This window comes from Kocuria sp. CPCC 204721 (assembly GCF_040980945.1).
GTDB lineage: Bacteria > Actinomycetota > Actinomycetes > Actinomycetales > Micrococcaceae > Kocuria > Kocuria marina.
Map to the genome: position 1 here is coordinate 475822 of NZ_JAVKPO010000001.1, position 17294 is coordinate 493115.

General features: G+C 69.3%; 16 protein-coding genes, 1 tRNA gene and 1 pseudogene. 8 read left to right on the forward strand and 10 right to left on the reverse strand.

The window, feature by feature from the left end; genetic code table 11:
- Window positions 1-40 precede the first annotated feature (40 nt).
- Window positions 41-337: a hypothetical protein gene (locus tag RF637_RS02255; protein ID WP_368844040.1), complete on the forward strand. Its 297-nt coding sequence runs from the start codon at window positions 41-43 to the stop codon at window positions 335-337.
- Window positions 300-1394, forward strand: a pseudogene (locus tag RF637_RS02260) (recombinase family protein); the annotation flags it as partial. The gene RF637_RS02255 and the pseudogene RF637_RS02260, both read left to right, overlap by 38 nt.
- Window positions 1395-1941: 547 nt before the next feature.
- Here RF637_RS02260 and RF637_RS02265 read toward each other — a convergent pair.
- Window positions 1942-2014, reverse strand: a tRNA-Ala gene (locus tag RF637_RS02265).
- Between the two features lie 146 nt (window positions 2015-2160).
- Between RF637_RS02265 and RF637_RS02270 the strand changes: the two genes are divergently transcribed.
- On the forward strand, window positions 2161-2928 hold the full coding sequence (locus RF637_RS02270; protein WP_368844041.1) for a LysR substrate-binding domain-containing protein: 768 nt from the start codon (window positions 2161-2163) through the stop codon (window positions 2926-2928).
- A 10-nt stretch (window positions 2929-2938) separates the two neighbouring features.
- Here RF637_RS02270 and RF637_RS02275 read toward each other — a convergent pair whose 3' ends face one another.
- Window positions 2939-4015, reverse strand: a complete 1077-nt coding sequence (locus RF637_RS02275) for a mechanosensitive ion channel family protein (RefSeq protein ID WP_085106457.1) — start codon at window positions 4013-4015, stop codon at window positions 2939-2941.
- A gap of 170 nt (window positions 4016-4185) precedes the next feature.
- Window positions 4186-5223, reverse strand: coding sequence for a magnesium/cobalt transporter CorA (corA, locus tag RF637_RS02280; protein WP_085106458.1), 1038 nt, complete (start codon window positions 5221-5223; stop codon window positions 4186-4188).
- A gap of 120 nt (window positions 5224-5343) precedes the next feature.
- Here corA and RF637_RS02285 point away from each other — a divergent pair, with 120 nt between their 5' ends.
- The 3 genes from RF637_RS02285 (at window position 5344) to RF637_RS02295 (ending at window position 8256) form a co-directional block, all read left to right on the forward strand.
- Window positions 5344-5862 (forward strand): NUDIX hydrolase, encoded by a 519-nt coding sequence (locus RF637_RS02285; protein WP_239320782.1) that lies wholly within the window; start codon window positions 5344-5346, stop codon window positions 5860-5862.
- Window positions 5859-6917, forward strand: a complete 1059-nt coding sequence (locus tag RF637_RS02290) for a glycine betaine ABC transporter substrate-binding protein (protein ID WP_368844042.1) — start codon at window positions 5859-5861, stop codon at window positions 6915-6917. The genes RF637_RS02285 and RF637_RS02290 overlap by 4 nt, the downstream gene beginning before the upstream one ends.
- 121 nt (window positions 6918-7038) lie before the next feature.
- A complete protein-coding gene (locus RF637_RS02295) occupies window positions 7039-8256 on the forward strand; it encodes a pyridoxal phosphate-dependent aminotransferase (RefSeq protein WP_368844043.1) in 1218 nt (405 codons plus the stop codon).
- 117 nt (window positions 8257-8373) lie between these two features.
- Here RF637_RS02295 and RF637_RS02300 read toward each other — a convergent pair whose 3' ends face one another.
- Entirely contained in the window at window positions 8374-8595 is a 222-nt protein-coding gene (locus tag RF637_RS02300; protein ID WP_231885648.1) for an exodeoxyribonuclease VII small subunit, read from the reverse strand.
- Between the two features lie 136 nt (window positions 8596-8731).
- On the reverse strand, window positions 8732-10024 hold the full coding sequence (gene xseA, locus RF637_RS02305) for an exodeoxyribonuclease VII large subunit (protein ID WP_368844044.1): 1293 nt from the start codon (window positions 10022-10024) through the stop codon (window positions 8732-8734).
- Between the two features lie 58 nt (window positions 10025-10082).
- On the opposite strand from xseA, the gene RF637_RS02310 reads away from it, so the two are divergent.
- The gene (locus RF637_RS02310; RefSeq protein WP_368834968.1) at window positions 10083-10988 is read left to right on the forward strand and encodes a hypothetical protein; all 906 of its coding nucleotides are present in this window, start codon (window positions 10083-10085) and stop codon (window positions 10986-10988) included.
- A gap of 4 nt (window positions 10989-10992) precedes the next feature.
- Entirely contained in the window at window positions 10993-12075 is a 1083-nt protein-coding gene (locus tag RF637_RS02315; RefSeq protein ID WP_162229180.1) for a 4-hydroxy-3-methylbut-2-enyl diphosphate reductase, read from the forward strand.
- 146 nt (window positions 12076-12221) lie between these two features.
- Here the strand turns inward: RF637_RS02315 and RF637_RS02320 are convergent, their stop codons facing one another.
- The 5 genes from RF637_RS02320 to RF637_RS02340 form a co-directional block, all read right to left on the reverse strand.
- Window positions 12222-13424 (reverse strand): DNA recombination protein RmuC, encoded by a 1203-nt coding sequence (locus tag RF637_RS02320; protein ID WP_368844045.1) that lies wholly within the window; start codon window positions 13422-13424, stop codon window positions 12222-12224.
- Between the two features lie 60 nt (window positions 13425-13484).
- Window positions 13485-14096 carry a response regulator gene (locus tag RF637_RS02325; RefSeq protein ID WP_368844046.1) on the reverse strand — a complete coding sequence of 204 codons (612 nt, stop codon included), beginning with the start codon at window positions 14094-14096 and terminating at the stop codon, window positions 13485-13487.
- Window positions 14093-15433: a sensor histidine kinase gene (locus RF637_RS02330; protein WP_368844047.1), complete on the reverse strand. Its 1341-nt coding sequence runs from the start codon at window positions 15431-15433 to the stop codon at window positions 14093-14095. The genes RF637_RS02325 and RF637_RS02330 overlap by 4 nt, the downstream gene beginning before the upstream one ends.
- Entirely contained in the window at window positions 15430-16191 is a 762-nt protein-coding gene (locus tag RF637_RS02335) for an ABC transporter permease (RefSeq protein WP_368844048.1), read from the reverse strand. The genes RF637_RS02330 and RF637_RS02335 overlap by 4 nt, the downstream gene beginning before the upstream one ends.
- A gap of 104 nt (window positions 16192-16295) precedes the next feature.
- On the reverse strand, window positions 16296-17222 hold the full coding sequence (locus RF637_RS02340) for an ABC transporter ATP-binding protein (protein ID WP_368844050.1): 927 nt from the start codon (window positions 17220-17222) through the stop codon (window positions 16296-16298).
- Window positions 17223-17294: the final 72 nt, after the last annotated feature.

Genomic DNA, 17294 nt, shown 5'->3' on the forward strand with positions numbered 1-17294 from the left:
ACGATCGTGGAGCGAGTTTTCGTGCATCGTGCGGGCGGGCGTGCACCTGTCTTTCATGGTTGACGAGGCGAGGAATCGGCGGCTGCGGGTGACGCGGCGGGATGATCCTGACCTGGGCAAGCTCATCGAGTGGGTACTCGGCATCGCCGACGCTCGACATCGAGCCTGGGTCGCTGGCGAAGCCGATCCCTTCGGCCTCCCACCGCCTGACGGCCTCGCGGAGTCACCTTCGGCCTTCGGTTTGTCAGGGGTGCGCGAGAGAATCGAGACCAAGCACCACTCCGGCAAGGAGGCCAACCATGAGCATCGTCACCAGCGTCGCATCCGGGTCGGGTGACGCCACAGTTGAGGCCCCTGCGCTGCTCGCGGTGTCCTACCTGCGTGTCTCGACGCGGGAGCAGGCCGAGCGCGGCGGCACCGACGAGGGCTTTTCGATCCCCGCGCAGCGCGAGGCCAACGCTCGGAAGGCCGCAGAACTGGGTGCGCGGGTCGTGCGGGAGTTCGTGGACGCTGGGGAGTCGGCGCGGTCGGCGGATCGCGACGGGTTGCAGGAGTTGCCCGCGTTCATCACCGCAACCCGGGTGACCTTCTGTATCGTGCACAAGCTTGATCGGCTCGCCCGCAACCGCGCGGATGACGTGAAGATTCACGAAGCTCTCCTCGCCGCAGGCGTCACCTTGGTGTCGGCGACGGAGTCCATCGACCAGACGCCGTCGGGGATGCTGGTGCACGGCATCATGTCGTCCATTGCGGAGTTCTACAGCCGCAACCTCGCCACCGAGGTCACCAAAGAACTGACACAGAAGCTCGCACAAGGCGGCACGCCGATGCGCGCCCCGGTCGGGTACCTCAACGTGCGCCGTACCGACGATCAAGGCCGCGAGATTCGCACCGTCGAGGTCGATCCCGAACGCGCACCGCTGATTCGGTGGGCGTTCGAGACCTACGCCAAGGGAGAGACCTCCGTCACCGGGCTGTTGCGTGACCTCACTGCGCGCGGCCTGACGACCGTGCCGACGCCGAAACGACCGCCAAAGCCGTTGGGGAAGAACACGCTCTACAAGCTGCTCACAAACCCGTACTACGCCGGGGTGATCCGCTACAAGGGAGCATTGCATCCCGGCGCGCATGAGCCGTTGATCGAGCCCGCGCTGTTCCATCAGGTGCAATCGCTGCTGAAGGCGCGCAACGCGAGGATGACGCGGCACGTCCAGCACGCGCACCATCTGAAGAGGTTGCTGCACTGCGGCAGTTGCGGGTCGCGGATGCTGCTCGACTTCGCGACGAACCCGCGCGGCACCACGTACGCCTACTTCATCTGCTCGGGCCGTGCAGCGAAGAAGACGAATTGCACCCGCCGCGCTGTGCCCGTCCAGGTTGCCGAGCGGCTGGTTGAGGACTCCTACCGCGATATCACGATCAGCGAGGCCGACTACCGACACCTCGCCGCCGAAGTCGATGCCGCGTTCGATGAGCAGAGCGCCGGTCGGGATCAGGAGTTCGCCGACCTCACCGCCAACCGGGCACGCCTCGAAGCAGAGAGCGACAAGCTTCTCGCGGCGCACTTCGCCGATGCGAGCGACTTACCGACGTTGAAGCGCCACCAGGACCGTATCCGTGTGGGCCTCGCTGACATCGAGCAGCGCCTCGCCCAGCATGACGAATACCACTCCGGGGCACGGGCGTTCCTCCAGGACTCCCTCCGGCTGCTGACGGACGCTCACCGCGCCTACGCGTATTCGGATGACGGGAACCGGAGACTCGCGAACCAGGCGTTCTACACGCGACTGGAGATCACCGACGACGAGCAGCTACGCCCACGCCTCGCCGAACCGTTCGCCACCATCGTCAACGAGGCGGACACCGCCACGGACAGCAAGAAGCCCAAACGGGAACACTCAACATCTTCCGATGTCGCGTGTTCCCGTAAGACACTTTGGGTGGAGCTTAGGGGAATCGAACCCCTGACCTTTTCATTGCGAACGAAACGCTCTACCAACTGAGCTAAAGCCCCGAACAACAGGGAACACTCTAGCCCTCCGCGCCGGTTTTCGCACATCCACGCGTCACGGACACGTACGCCCCGCCGCGATGGGCCTGGGAGCCCAACTCGGACAGGCCCGGACATGGCGCACGCACGGGTGCACTTAGGGTGGGAGCATGACCGCAGCGGACACCCCGACACCCCCCTCTGAGCCCGCGGAGCCGGGCGCGTTCACCGTGGGGTACGTCCCCGGTGTCATGCCCGGCAAGTGGTTTGGCCGGTGGCGCGAGCGCAGGATGCGCCCCGAGCTGCGGGACGTCCTGGTCCCGGTCGCGGAATGGCGCTCCGCGCTCGACGACGCCGCCGTCACCGCGTGCTTCGTCCGGCTCGGCTGGGCGCCGGGGGATCCCTCGCTCGAGGACCTGCGGGTCACCCACAATGCGGTGCACCTCTATGACGAGCTGCAGGTGGCGGTGCTGAGCACCGACGACCTCCTGACCGTCCTCGACTCCCTCACCCCGGCGCAGCTCACCGAGGAGTCCACCCCGCAAGCGCACGCCGACATCGACGACGCCGCCATGGCCGTCGAACTCGCCGCCGCCGGCGTGGGCCCCGTGGTACTGCCGATGTCCGTGGCGCGCCTGCATGCCCGCAAGGACGTGACCTTGAGAGAACTCACGGACGCCCCCACCGTTCCCGTGGTCCTCGTGTGGCCCCGCGGCCTGGATGACGAGGGCGAGGACACGGTGCAGCGGTTCGTGGGGATCGTGCGTGGCCGTAAGGAGTCCAGTGGCAGGGAAACACCGCGAGACGGCGACCGCACCAAGGATGGGGCCCGTGACAGGGACAGGCGAGCAGCGTCATCGGCGGGGAAGCGTAGCGCAGCGAAACCGGGACGCGGGCGGCCCTCCCGGGGTGGGGGAGTTCGCCGGAAGCGGAGCTGACGGCCCGCGCTCAGCCGTCCCCGCGGCGTTCCGCGGACGTGGTTCCCTCGCCGGACTCGTCGCGGCTGGGGGTGCGGCCGTCCGGGGTGTGGCTGTCCACGTCCACGGGTTCGGGGCGCACCGGGGTGGTGCGCAGCTTGCCGGTCGTAGGCACACGCGGCACGGGGAAGGACGTGGTGGGTGCTTCTCCCTGTGTCTCGGGCTCGGCCCCCGTGCGCACCGTGACCTGGTTGGTCAGCGGGATGCGCAGCCCGTCCCGGTCGAGCATTTTTTTGATCCGCACCCGCATCACGCGGGCCACGTCCCACTGCTCGAGGGGAGCGGTCTTGACGGCCAACCGGATCGTGATGCTCTCACCCGAGATGTTCTCCACACCCCACACCTCGGGGTCCGCGACGATGCTGGGACCCACGTCCGGATCGTCACGCACGAGCCGGGCTTCGTGTTCGATCATGTCCGCGATCAGGTCGATGTTGGTGTCGTAGGGCACGGGGATGTCCAGGACACAGCGGGCCCAGCCCTGGGACTGATTGCCCACGCGCAGGATCTCGCCATTGCGCACGTGCCACAGGGTGCCCTTCACGTCCCGGACCTGGGTCACGCGCAACCCCACGTTCTCCACGGTGCCCACGGCCTCACCAAGATCTACGGAGTCACCGATGCCCAATTGGTCCTCCGCGACCATGAAGATCCCGGAGAGGTAGTCCTTGACCAGGGATTGCGCGCCGAAGGACAGCGCCACGCCCGCGATGCCCGCGGAGGCGAGCACCGGCCCGATGTTGTACCCGAGTTCCGAGATGATCATGAGGATCGCGATCGCCCACACCGCCACGGTGGACACGGACGAGAGCACCGCTCCGATGGTCCTGGCCCGCAGGCTCTGGCGTTCGGATGCCAGCCCCGCGTCCTGCACCCAGCGGGCCTGCCCGTGGTCGAAGCGCTTGATGATCCGCGATTGGGTGCCGCGTGCAATCCCCCGGGTGATCTTGCGGATCAGCAGGCGCACGAGCGCGGAGACCACCACGGCGCCCAGCAACACGAGCACCACGCGGAACGGTTTGTCGAGCCAGAATTCCCAGTTGTCCATCCCCGCCAGGGTAATGGCCCGGGGTGCGTGCCCGCTCAACGCGGAGCGGGAGCGGCCTCCGAGAGGACCGCCGGACGACGTCGCCCGCGGACGTCACCCGCCGACGTCGCCCCCGGACCGTCCTACCGTGCGGCCCGTCCGCGCCCCAGCGAACCGACGTGCTGCGCGCCTCACAACCAGTTCTTGACCTTGAACACCGCGTAGAGCACCACGGCCACGAGCAGCATGAGGCCCAGGGACATGGGGTAACCCAGGCGCCAGTCGAGCTCGGGCATGTGGGTGAAGTTCATGCCGTAGATCGAGCCCACGATGGACGGCGCGAAGAGGATCGCTGCCCACGAGGAGATCTTCTTCATCTGTTCGTTCTGCTGCATGGCGGCCTCGTTCTGCCGCGCCGTGGTGAGGGTGGAATCCACGCTCATGGCGTCGGTGAGCGAGGCCCGCATGGATTCGAGCTTCCCGCTGACCTGGATCACGTGATCCAGCACGTCCCGCAACCGGTGCTGCAGTTCCTCGTGCGTACCGTACTTGGTGAAGCCCGTGAAGTAACGCTGCATCACGTTGCTGAGTGGGGCCACCCCGCGGTGGAAGTCGTTGATCTCCCGGGCGAGCTCATAGATCCGTTGCGAGACGTTCGGCTGCCCGGCGAACAGGGCGTCCTCGATCTCGTCGATGTCGTTCTCGAGACCGTCGAGCACGGGGAAGTAGTCGTCCACGATCTGGTCCAGCAACGCGTACAGCACGCCGTCCGGACCGAAGCACAACAGCTCCCGGTCCTCCTCGACCCGCTTACGCACCCGCCCCACGCCGCTGGACTCGGAGTGGCGGATGGTGATCACGAAATGGGGTCCGGTGAAGATGTGGATCTCACCGATCTCCACGGTCTCGGTCGCGTCCTGGTAGACCGCCGGGCGGATCACGGTGAACAGCGTCTCGCCGTAGCGTTCCATCTTGGGGCGCTGGTGCGCCTGGACGGTGTCCTCGACCGCGAGCTCGTGCAGGTGGAAGTGCTCGGCGAGCGAGCGGGTCTCGTCCGGATCGGGCCGGTACAGCCCGATCCACGCCACGACCGTGTCCCCGCTCTCGGACGCGGAGGGCTCCCCGGGATGCTCCAGCATCCGCTGCAGCAGGTCGTACGTCTCCTCGAGGGACCGGGGCGACTCGACCCTGCGCCCGTTGCGGTAAATGGCGTTCTCCACGATGCTCACCCGGACATTATGGGCCCCGCCCGCGCGCCGCACCGACCGCACCCTGCCGCGCCCGCACCGCCCCGGGGAAACCGGTCCGCTGTCAGGGGTCACCCGGAACGCGTCAGTAGACTGGCGCTCATGAGCAAGCCGTTCGATTCCCGCGTGGGCGCTTATGCCCTGATCACCCGCGACGAGCACGTGCTGTTGACGCACTGGAACCCCCGTCACCCGGGGTTCGACGGCGCGTGGACCCTTCCCGGCGGCGGCATGGAACCGGGGGAGCAACCGGAGCAGACCATGATCCGGGAGGTCTTCGAGGAGACCGGTTTCCACGTGGAATCGGATGGCCTGGTGGGCGTGCACAGCTACTGGATGACCCCCGAGCAGCGCCTGGACGGTCAGCCCCGTGGCAATCACGCGTGCCGCGTCCTGTACACCGCCCACGTCACGGGCGGTGAGCTGGCGGTCGAGCAGAACGGTTCCTCCGACGACGCCGCGTGGTTCCCGATCGCACGCATCGACTCCCTCAAGCGCCTGGACCTCGTGGACCAGGGCCTGCGACTCGCCGGGCTCACGAGCGCCGTCGCGGACCCGGACACCCCACCCGAGGACATCCCCGAGCAGGACGTGGCCACCGAGCCCGGCCGGGACCGGTGAGTCACGGGGTGCGGCTGCGCGCCGTCGTCGCGCTCGCGAGCGGCGCCCTCCTGCTGAGCGCGTGCGGCGAGGGCGGCGGGACCGGCGGGCCGGACACGGAGACGGCGAGCCAGGCGGCGTCGTCGAACGCCACGGGGGAGTCCACCGTCAAGATCGCGACCGGTGTGGACCTGCAGACCCGCGTGCTGGCGCACCTGTATCAACAGCGGCTGGCCGCGGACGGGATCACCGCGAGCGTGGTGGACGTGGGGACCACGCGCGAACAGATCGTGGACGCACTGCAGGCCGGCCGCGCGACCATGGTCCCCGACTTCACCGGTGATTTGTACGTGTACGCGCGGCAGAACGAGCGGCCGGCCTCGCCGCAACCGATTGTGAGCCCCTCGTCCATGCGTTCCCCCGCCCCGGACACGGACACCCCGCGCGGGCTGCTGGACTCGCTCGGGCAGTTGCTCGGCATCACGGGGGAGACCGGGCCGTCCGACGACGACGTGTACCGCGCCCTGCCCGGGGCACTGCCGCGCGGGCTGACCGTGCTCGATTCGTCGTCCGCGCAACGTACGGACCGCGTGGTGGTCACGGCCGCGACGAACGCGCAGTACAACCTGGGGGGCCTGAACACGATCGGGGAGCACTGCCCCGAGATGGCCGTGGGGATGGCCCGTGGCTACGCGGACAGCGCCCAGGGGGAGCGCGGGCTGAAGGCGTATTACGACTGCGCGCCCAAGGGGGCGCCGGAGTTCGCGACCACCGGTGAGCTCGTGAATGCTCTGCTGAGCGACGAGGTGCAGGCCGCGGTGCTGCGTTCCTCCGAACCCGCGATCGACGACGACGGGCTCGTGGAACTGGACGACCCGAACCGACTGTTTCGCCCGGAGCGCGCGGTGGTGCTCAGCTCCGAGGACATGGACGACCGGGCGGTGGCCTCGGCGAACGCGGTCTCGGCAGATCTCACGTCGGAGGACCTGACGACCATCACCCGGCTCGCGGGCGGGTCCGATCCCGCGATGAGCCCCGAACAGACGGCGACGTTCCTACGCGAGCAACCGCGCTGACGTGATCCGAGAAGTGCTGACGTGCGACGGGAGGCAGCGAGCGACGCCGTGGGCCCTTGAGCCGCGGAGCACCGCCGCGTGCCGACCGAATCGGGATGGGGGCGCCGAGTATGGTGACCCCATGGCTAAGGTGAAACAGTCCGACAAACTGAAGAACGTCCTCTATGACATCCGCGGGCCCGTGCTTGAGCAGGCGGAGAAGATGGAGGCCGCGGGTCAGCGCATCCTGCGCCTGAACATCGGCAACCCCGCACCCTTCGGCTTCGAGGCACCGGACGCCATCCTGGTGGACATGATCAAGAACCTGCCGAACGCGCAGGGCTACTCGGACTCCCGGGGCATCTACTCCGCGCGCACCGCGGTGGTGCAGTACTACCAGACGCGCGGGATCATGAACCTGGACACAGACGACGTCTACCTGGGCAACGGTGTCTCCGAGCTGATCACCATGACCTTGCAGGCACTGTGCAATCCGGGCGACGAGATCCTCATCCCCTCACCGGACTACCCCCTGTGGACGGCTTCGGTGGCGCTGTCCGGCGGCACGCCCGTGCATTACACGTGCGACGAGGAGAACGGGTGGAACCCGGATCTCGAGGACATGGAATCCAAGATCACCTCGCGCACCAAGGGCATCGTGATCATCAACCCCAACAACCCCACGGGTGCGGTCTACTCACGCGAGACCCTGCAGAAGATCGTGAACCTGGCCAAGGAACACGAGCTCATCCTGTTCTCGGACGAGATCTACGAGAAGATCACCTACGACGACGCCGAGATGATCAACACCGCGAGCCTCACGGGCGAGGACGTGCTGTGCCTGACGTTCTCGGGCCTGTCCAAGGCGTACCGGGTGGCCGGCTACCGCTCCGGGTGGCTCGCGATCACCGGGCCGAACTGGCGGGCGGAGTCCTACCTGGAGGGCATCAAGCTGCTCGCCAACATGCGCATGTGCGCGAACGTGCCCGCACAGCACGCGATCCAGACGGCGCTGGGTGGATACCAGTCGATCAACGACCTCATCCTCCCCGGCGGGCGGCTCAAGGCCCAGCGGGACATCGCCCACCGCAAGCTCAACGAGATCGACGGCATCACGTGCGAGCAGGCCCACGGTGCGCTCTACCTCTTCCCCAAGCTGGACGTGGAGAAGTTCGGGATCGTGGACGACGAGCGCTTCGCACTAGACCTGCTCAAGGAACAGAAGATCCTGCTCAGCCACGGCACCGCGTTCAACTGGGGCAAGCCGGACCACTTCCGCCTGGTCACGCTGCCCGCGGTGGACATGCTGGACACCGCGCTGGATCGACTCGGCGAGTTCCTCTCCGGGTACCACCAGTAGCCGGTTCCTGACCCCGACCGCGGTCCGGGCGACGTCTCACCACGGGGTGACGTGGCCGGGCCGCTCCAGGGGTTTACTGGTGACCGGACTCCACTGCGTCCACCCGACGACGGCGCGTCAGTCCTCCGACGCCGCCTGCTCCCGGTTCTCCTCGCGCCGGGCGCGGGCGGCGTCGAGGCGTTCGCGGGCGCCGTCGAGCCACTGCTCGCAGCGGGTGGCCAGGGCCTCGCCCCGTTCCCACAGGTGGAGGGACTCCTCCAGGGTGGTGCCGCCCGCTTCGAGCCGGGCCACGGTCTCCACGAGCTGTTCGCGGGCCTGCTCGTAGCTCAGACCGTCCACGTCCGAGAGATCGGGGCGGGTTCCGGCCGAGCCGCCGAGGCGGGAATCGTCCTGTCCGGTGCTGGGCTGCTCGCTGCTGTTCTGCTGTGCCACGGTGTGTCCTTCCGGTGGGGTCGAGGAGATCGAAGGGCGGGGTTCAGTGGTCCCCGGGCTGGCGGTTGGTGCGGGAGGTGACATTCACCCCGAGTTCCCCGGCGGCCAGGCGCACGGTGAGGTCCTGCCCCTCGGAGACGTCGCGTGCATCGGTGAGGACCGAACCGTCCGGGGTCTGCACGACCGCGTAACCGCGCTCCAATGTCTGCTGCGGGGACAGAGCACGCACGCGGGCGCGCATCTGGGCCACCGTGTCCTGCGCTCGCACGGTCTGGGCGTTCACCGCGGACCACGCGCGCGAACGCCAGCGATCCAGGTCCTCCTCACGGACCAGGATCATGGAGTCCGGCTGGGCCAAGGAGGGCCGGGACCGCATGGTCTCGAGCCCCTGGTGTTCGCGCTCGATCATGGTGGCCACGGCACGGTCCAGGGCCCCGCGCGCCTGGGCAATGCGAAGGCGTTCCTCGTGCACGTCCGGGACGATGCGTTTGCCCGCGTCCGTGGGGGTGGAGGCGCGCAGGTCCGCGACGTAATCCAGCAGCGGTTGGTCGTTCTCGTGACCGATCGCGCTGACGACCGGCGTGTGGGCGGCGAACACCGCGCGCAGCACGGATTCGTCGCTGAACGACAACAGGTCCTCGAACGCGCCCCCGCCGCGGGCGATCACGATCACGTCCACGGCATCCATGGCGTCGAGTTCCACGAGGGCTTGGACCACGGCGCGCGCCGAACCGGCTCCCTGGACCGGAACCTCGCGGATCTCGAATTGCACACCCGGCCACCGGTTGGTGGCGTTGCGCACCACGTCCTTCTCGGCATCGGAATTGCGCCCGGTGATCAACCCGACCCGGTGGGGCAGCACCGGGAGGGGTTTCTTGTGGGCGGGATCGAACAGACCCTCTTCCGCGAGCGCTCGCCGCAATCGTTCGAGGCGTTCCAGGAGGTCCCCCAGACCCACGGGGCGGATGTCCCGCCCGATCATGGACAGCCGCCCGGTCTTGACGTACAGATCCGCCTTGAGGTTGACGATCACCCGGGAGCCCCGTTCGAGGGGGCGCTCCAACCGGGACATCTCCGCCTTGAACATGGTGACGCTGACCGAGACCTCGTCGTGGAGGTCGCGCAGCGTCACGTAGGAGACGCGGGCGCGGTGGTTGACCTCGATCACCTGACCCTCGACCCAGGCCGCAGGTGCGCGTTCGATCCACCCATGCAGCCCGTACGACAGCTTGCTGAGCGGCCACGGATTCTCCGGTGTGGTGTCCCGCGCCAACCGGGGCGTCTCGGCGGGGCGTTCCGGTGCGCCGGTGTCTTCGCTCGGGGGCCACGTACTCATGGGACATAAGTATCACCCGACGGGGACACGCACAGCCGGTTCTCCGTACATTGGAGTCGTGAGCTCATCTCCGTCATCCCGTCCCGCGGCGCTGCTGCGCAGCCTGTGCGCCGCCCTGTGCGCGATCCTGGCCGGTGCGGGGTTCGCCGCGTGGCTGGGGCTGACCTGGATCCAGGACCACCTGCTCTCGCCCTCGGGGTTCCAGGACACCGCGGCGGCCGTGGTCACCGAGACGACCTTCCAGGACGAACTCGTGCGCACCGTCCTGGACCGCGCGACGTTCAGCGCCCTGAGCGACGTCGAGATCGGGATCGAACCCGTGGACCAGGCCATCGAGCGGGTCCGGGAAACGGCGATCACCGCCGCACAGTCCTGGCTCACCGCCCCCGAGCAACAGGGGACGTGGATCCAGGTCCTGCAGGACACCCACGACGCGAACGTCCCCCTGAGTGCCGATTCCGCGGACGCGCCCGAACACCTCGTGGTGGACGCCACCGCGTTGGGCGCCGCCGTGGATCACCAGGTCGAGGACGTCATCGGGATCTCCCCGGGGATCGCCCGCAACGATCTGACCATGACGGTCCCCGGTGCCGAGACCGGTCGCGTGCTGGACGCCCTGGTGGGGCTCGCCCCATGGCGGTATGCCCTGCCGTGGCTCGTGGCGCTGCTCGCGGTGCTCGCCGTGGTGGTCAGCCCGCGGCGGTGGCTCGCGATCGCCGGGGTGGGCCTGGCCGGTGTGCTGTTCACCGGTGTCCTGCTCGCCGTGGTGCTGTGGGCCGCGAGCTCCGTGGTGGACGCGTCCGGTGTGGAACCCGTGGCGCACCTGGTCACGGAACAGATCATCACCCTGCTGCGAGAATCCTTCGTGGGACGCAGCGTTACGGGCATGATCGGTGCCGCGTGCGTGGCCCTGGTGGGTGTGATCGGCGCCGTGGTGCGCTCCCGTATGGTCACTTACCATTAAGGACATGTCCACTGTGGTTGACCTGTCCATGCCCACCGTTCCCCGGGTTCGTCGCACCCCCCAGGAAATTGCCGACGCCGCTCCGGTCACCGGAGAGCGCAAGGTCCTGTTGGCCGCGCCGCGCGGATACTGCGCGGGCGTGGATCGCGCGGTGATCGCCGTGGAGAAGGCGCTCGAGCACTACGGTGCTCCGGTGTACGTGCGCAAGGAGATCGTGCACAACAAGCACGTGGTCCAGACCCTCGAGGAGCGCGGTGCGATCTTCGTGGAGGAGACGGACGAGGTGCCTGAGGGCTCCCTGCTGGTGTTCTCCGCCCACGGGGTGTCTCCGGCCGTGGTGCAGTCCGCCCACGACCGCAACCTCCACACCATCGACGCCACGTGCCCGCTCGTGACCAAGGTGCACCGCGAGGCCGTGCGCTTCGCCAAGAGCGACTACGAGATCCTGCTCATCGGCCACGTGGGCCACGAAGAGGTCGAGGGCACGTTCGGGGAGGCCCCCGAACACATCCAGATCGTGAACTCCCCGGAGGACGTGGACAGCATCGAGGTCCAGGACCCGGACAAACTCGTGTGGCTGTCCCAGACCACGTTGAGCGTGGACGAGACCATGGAGACCGTGAACCGGCTGCGCGCCCGGTTCCCCAACATGATCGATCCCCCCAGCGACGACATCTGCTACGCGACCTCCAACCGCCAGGCGGCGATCAAGGAGATCGCCCCGCAAGCGGACCTGGTGATCGTGGTGGGCTCGGCCAACTCGTCGAACTCCGTGCGCCTCAAGGAGGTGGCCCTCGAGTACGGGGCCCGGCGCGCCGAACGCGTGGACTTCGCCCACCAGGTGGACGAGTCCTGGTTCGAGGGTGTCGCAACCGTCGGCGTGACCTCCGGTGCTTCGGTTCCCGAGGTCCTCGTGCGCCAGGTCCTGGACCTGCTCGCGGAGTACGGCTACTCGTCCGTGGACGAAGTGGTCACCGCCCAGGAAGACATTCTGTTCTCCCTGCCCAAGGAATTGCGCGCCAAGCTGGCCCAGGACGGGGACACGTCCCGTCGGTTGGGCGGCCGCGGGGCCAAGCCCACCCGCTGATCCCCGCCGCTCCGTTCGGAGCCGCTCGCGATTGGGGAGGGCTGGCGTGCGGGCTCTGCTCCCGGCGCGATCGCTGCGCAGTGACCCACCGTTCCGGCCGGACCGCTTCCTGCCGCGCTCGCGCCCGGAAGGAACGCCCGCCCGCCTCAGTCCCGCACGAACTCCGTGGCCGTGACCGGACGGGGGACCGAGTCCACGGGTTTGGTGTCCAGGGCATCGGTTCCCGTGCTCGTGGGATCCAGCTCGGCGATCTTCCGGGCAGAGGGCAGCACCCGTGATTCCAGCGACCCCACGAGTTTGTTGTACCCGTCCACGGAGCGCCGCAGTGACCCGCCCATGTCGGCCAGGTGTTTGCCCACCGCACCCATGCGGTCGTACAGCTCCCGCGACAACCGGTAGAGCTCCCGCGCATTGTCCGTGAGGGTGGCCTGACGCCAGCTGAATGCCACGGCCTTGAGGGCGGCCAACAGGGACACGGGGGACACCAACGCCACGTTGTTGCGCGCGGCGTACTCCAACAGGGACGCATCCGCGTCCAGGGCAGCGGCGAGCGCGGACTCGATGGGCACGAAACACATCACGAGCTCGGGGGAGTTCTCCTCCGCGGACCAGTACCTCTTGGTGCCCAGGGTGTTCACGTGGGAGCGCAGTGCTTTGGCGTGGGCCACGAGCAACTGGGCGCGGCGCTGCTCGCTCTCTGCCGCGCCGTCCGACGGGACCGCCTGGGCGTCCAAGTACGAGTTCATGGGGGCCTTGGCATCTACCACCACGGTCTGCGCACCGGGCAGGTTGACCACCATGTCCGGTCGCTGCACGCCGCTGTCCGTGGTACGCACGGACTGCTCGGCGAAATCCACGTGCCGGGTCATGCCGGCGGCCTCCACCACGCGGCGCAGCTGCATCTCGCCCCACGCCCCGCGTGCCGTGGTGGAGCGCAAGGAGGACTCCAATGACCCGGTGGCCTGAAGCAGCTGCTGGTCCGTGGTGCGAGCGGCCTCCAGCGCCTGGGCCACGGCGCCGAACTGCGCGGCGCGGTCCCGCTCCAGCTGGTTCACGTGGCGTCCCACGGAGGAGAGCTGCTCGTTGAGTGGCGCCAGGGCACGCATGACGTCCTGGTCCTGCACGGCGCGGGCCTCGAGGGACTCCACGCGCTCCGCCAGCTGCTCCTGGGCCGAGCGGGCGGCCGCGGCGTCCTGCAGGGCGGCCATCCGCTGGGCCTGGACCTGCTCCAGCTCGTTCTCGAACCGCTTGCCCTTCACAGCCGCCACGACGTACCCGAGCACACTGCCCACCACCAGGGCGAACAGCGCCCACAACCACCACACCTGAGCCATCACGGAAGCGTCCATGCGCTCACTGTGACAAGGCCGTCCGACACGCACAAGCAGCGCGGGGCGGCGCCATGGCCGCTACAGCCACCCGTTGCGGGCGGCCACCGCCGCGGCCTCGGCGCGGTTCGTCGTGGCCGTCTTGCCGATCGCCGACGACAGGTGGTTGCGCACCGTCCCCGCGGAGAGGTGCAGGGCCCGGGCGATCTGCCCCGCCGAGGCACCGTGGGACGCTTCGCGCAGCACGTCCCGCTCCCGCGGGGTCAGGGGGTTCGGCCCGGCCAACAGGGACTTCTCGGCCAGCGCCGGGTCGACCACGCGCAGTCCGGCGTGCACCTTCCGGATGGCCTCCGCGAGCTCCGCAGCGGGGGTGTCCTTGACCACGAAACCGGACGCCCCGGCGTCGAACGCGCGGCGCAGGTAGCCGGGGCGATCGAACGTGGTGACCATCAGGCACCGCGTCCCGCACCCGGCAGCCACGATCCGCTCCGTGGCATCCAGGCCAGTGAGCCCGGGCATCTCAATGTCCAACAGGGCCACGTCCACGGGGAGCTCCCCGGCAAGAGCGACCGCCTCGGCGCCGTCCGCGGCCTGGGCCACCACGGTGATGTCCGGTTCCAGGTCCAGCAGGGCGGCCAGTCCGGCGCGCACGAGGGCCTGGTCGTCCGCGATCAGCACTCGGATCTCGGTCATGCGCGCCTCACCTCCACGATCGTGCCGCCCCGGGGATCCCGCGCCACGGTCACCTCACATCCCGCCGCATGAGCCCGCTCCTTCATGCCGCGGATGCCGTTGCCCTCTCGCAGCTCCGGTTCGGCGGCACCGCCCCCGGTGCTCGCCTCGGGTCCGGAGCGCGACGACGCCGCCTCACCGCGGGCCCCGGCACGCACCGGCCGCTGCGTGTCCGGGCCGACAGGCCCCACACCGTTCCGATAGGGAGCATCCGCCGCGGCGTCGTCGGGGCGCGGGCGGCTCGTTGAGGGCCCCCCGCCGCCCGGACGAGCGGCGGTGTCGGTTCGCGCTGAGTGGTGAGTGGAGGCACCCGCGGCCCGCGCGCCGTCGTCCGCGATGCGCAGCGACGAACCGGTGAGCGTCACGCGGCAGTGCGCCGCGCCCGAGTGGCGGACCACGTTGGTCACGGCCTCGCGCAGGATCCACGCGAACGCGGAACGGGTGGCGGCGTCCAGGGTCGGGGCCGAGGACGGCAGGTGCGGGGTGATGCCGGCGGCGCGCAGGGCGGCGCGTGCCTGGACGAGCTCGACGCCCAGGTCCAGGTCCCGCAGCTTGCCGACCGTGGAGCGCACATCCGTGAGGGCTTCGCGGGACAGGGCCAGGACGTCGTCCAGCTCGGCGACGGCGCGCTGCGGGTCCGTCTCCACGAGACGCTGGGCGAGCTGGGTCTTGACGGTGATGACCGTGAGGGAGTGGCCCAGGATGTCGTGGACGTCCCGGCCCACGGCCTCGCGCTGCCGGGAGACCTCGAGCTCGCGGGCCAGGCGCTCGTGGGTCTCGGAGCGATCCACGGCGAAGCGGGAGAGCAGGATGATCAGCCCGGACGGGACCAGGCCGAACAGCGGCCAGAACCACTGCTCCCGGGGGAGCAGCATGAGCAGCGGAACCAGGGCCGCCACCTCGATCAGGAGCGAGGCCAGGATGCCCTGGCGCAAGGGCAGCCGGAACGCGCACACGGCCACGAAGAACGGGGCCGTGTAGGTCATGCCCCACGGCGAGGCCGGCAGCAACAGGGTGAGCGGCACCAGCAGGACCGCGCACCACAGCACGGCGTTGCCCAACACGCTCAGGCGCGGGACCAGGATCTGCCGGATCCAGGAGAGCGTGTAGAGCCCGGCGAAGAGCACCAGTCCGAGCAGTCCCAGGGCCCTGGCCCAGATCGGCTCGTCACTCTGCAGCAGTGCCGCGGCGGGAATGACGAGGAACACGAGCCAGACGGTGGCAAACAGCAGGTCGGACCAGTCGTGCTCGGGCTCCTCGGTGCGTGGGCGCGGGGCGGTCCGCGTGGCGGCGCTCATCGGCGGGCCGTGGACGTCCGGGCGGCCAGCAGCGCGATGATCCCGAACACGGCGGCCCAGGCCACGGCGTTGACCACGAGCCACAGCAGGCTGTCGGTCTGCGGGGCACCGCCCATGGTGGCCACCTCACCTTCGGTCACGGGATAGCGGGCAATGCCCACGATTCCATACATGGGGGTGAAGCGGGCGACGGCCAGCATCCCGCCGGAGAGCGGCATGAACACGTTGCCGAAGAACGCAAAGACCACCAGTGCGCCGGAGGCGGCCCCCACGGCGGTGTCTGAGCGGAAGATCAGGCCCGCGGCGAGCCCGTAGAGGGCGAACACCACGGAGACCACCACGCACAGCACGGCGGCCAGCGCCCAGCGCCAGAGGTCGTCCATCGAGGCGTTGGTGAACGCTCCCACCAGGAACACGATGACCACGGGCAGCACCGCGATCAGCAGAGCCACCGCCACCTTGGTGACCGCGTAGCCGCCCGTGCCCATGGGGGTCAGGGCGAGCTGTCGACCCCAGCCCTGCAACCGTTCCACGGCCGCGCCGGCGGAGATCGCGGTGGTGGCGGTGACGGCCCCGTACACGGCCATCGACACCATCACGTACGCGGACACGTTGCCCCCAGGCAGGCGGGCATCGGACCAGCCCTGCACCGCGCCGAACAGGATGAACAGCACGGCGGGCAGCAGGGCCACGAAGACGAGGTTGGGGATCGCGCGGACGTTCCGCAGGACGTCGTGGGCGGTGTAGGTCAGGGACATGACGGGCTCCTTGGGGTCTGGGCGCGGTTATGGGCGCACGAGCTGCGGGGCGAGGGGAGGGGCGGGAGAACGGTGCGGTCACCCGCGGTGCGCTGCGCGCGGGTTCACGCGGCCGCGTCGTCTCGATGGATCAACGCCGCGAACGCCTCGTCCAGGCCGCCGCGGGAGATCTCCAGGGCGCTCGCGGGGGTGCGGGTCAGCAGCTCACGCGCGAGGGCGTCCGCGTCCTCGGTGCGCAGGTGCACGCGGGACTCCGAGCGGCGCGAGACGGTGGCGTCCGCGAACTCGGGCAGTGGTTCGCCCGTTGGCCACACGAAAGAGACGGTGTGGTGCCGAGACGTGGAGCGCAGCTCGTCCACGGAGCCGTCGAACGTGACACGCCCGGCATCCATCAGGACGATCCGCTCGGCGACGTCCTCCGCCTCCTGGAGGTAGTGCGTGGCGAACACGACCGTGAGCCCGCGCTCGGTCTCGGCGCGCATCGCGTCCCAGAACTCGGTGCGGGACTGCACGTCCATGCCCGCGGTCGGCTCGTCCAGCACGAGCAGCTCGGGGCGCGGGAGCAGGGCCAGGGCGAAGCGGACGCGCTGCTGCTGCCCGCCCGAGCACTTGGCCACCTTCCGGCGCGCGAACGACGCCGCCCCCGCCCGTTCCAGCGCCTCGTCCACGGGCAGGTGGTCCGGGTAGAGGGACGCGATCATGGTCACGGTCTCGCGCACGCTCAGGTCCGCGAGCAGCCCGCCCACCTGCTGCACCGCACCCACCTTCCCGTGAGCCACGGCGGTGCGCGGGCGCTCGCCGCACACGCTCACCGCGCCGGAGGTGGGCTCGCTCATGCCGAGCACCATGTCCAGCAGGGTCGTCTTCCCGGCGCCGTTCGGCCCCAGCAGGGCGACGACGCCGCCGCGCGGGATCTCCAGCGAGACACCCTGCACGGCGCGGACCGTCTCGGAGCGTGTGCGGAAGGTCTTGACGGCGTCCTGCACCTGGATGACGGGGGAGTGGGGCTGCGGTGGGTGTGTGGTGTTCATGGGTCCAGATTCCCGTGCGGCGTGTCGGCGCTGAACTGCTGATTGTCACGAGCGGGGCGTGACATGTGTCAG

Excerpts from the sequence above, each read along its gene's own strand:
- RF637_RS02270 (WP_368844041.1), top strand. The coding sequence starts at position 2,161 with ATGACCGCAGCGGACACCCCGACACCCCCCTCTGAGCCCGCGGAGCCG.
- RF637_RS02275 (WP_085106457.1), bottom strand. The coding sequence starts at position 4,015 with ATGGACAACTGGGAATTCTGGCTCGACAAACCGTTCCGCGTGGTGCTC.
- RF637_RS02285 (WP_239320782.1), top strand. The coding sequence starts at position 5,344 with ATGAGCAAGCCGTTCGATTCCCGCGTGGGCGCTTATGCCCTGATCACC.
- RF637_RS02295 (WP_368844043.1), top strand. The coding sequence starts at position 7,039 with ATGGCTAAGGTGAAACAGTCCGACAAACTGAAGAACGTCCTCTATGAC.
- xseA (WP_368844044.1), bottom strand. The coding sequence starts at position 10,024 with ATGAGTACGTGGCCCCCGAGCGAAGACACCGGCGCACCGGAACGCCCC.
- RF637_RS02315 (WP_162229180.1), top strand. The coding sequence starts at position 10,993 with ATGTCCACTGTGGTTGACCTGTCCATGCCCACCGTTCCCCGGGTTCGT.
- RF637_RS02320 (WP_368844045.1), bottom strand. The coding sequence starts at position 13,424 with ATGGACGCTTCCGTGATGGCTCAGGTGTGGTGGTTGTGGGCGCTGTTC.
- RF637_RS02325 (WP_368844046.1), bottom strand. The coding sequence starts at position 14,096 with ATGACCGAGATCCGAGTGCTGATCGCGGACGACCAGGCCCTCGTGCGC.
- RF637_RS02330 (WP_368844047.1), bottom strand. The coding sequence starts at position 15,433 with ATGAGCGCCGCCACGCGGACCGCCCCGCGCCCACGCACCGAGGAGCCC.
- RF637_RS02335 (WP_368844048.1), bottom strand. The coding sequence starts at position 16,191 with ATGTCCCTGACCTACACCGCCCACGACGTCCTGCGGAACGTCCGCGCG.
- RF637_RS02340 (WP_368844050.1), bottom strand. The coding sequence starts at position 17,222 with ATGAACACCACACACCCACCGCAGCCCCACTCCCCCGTCATCCAGGTG.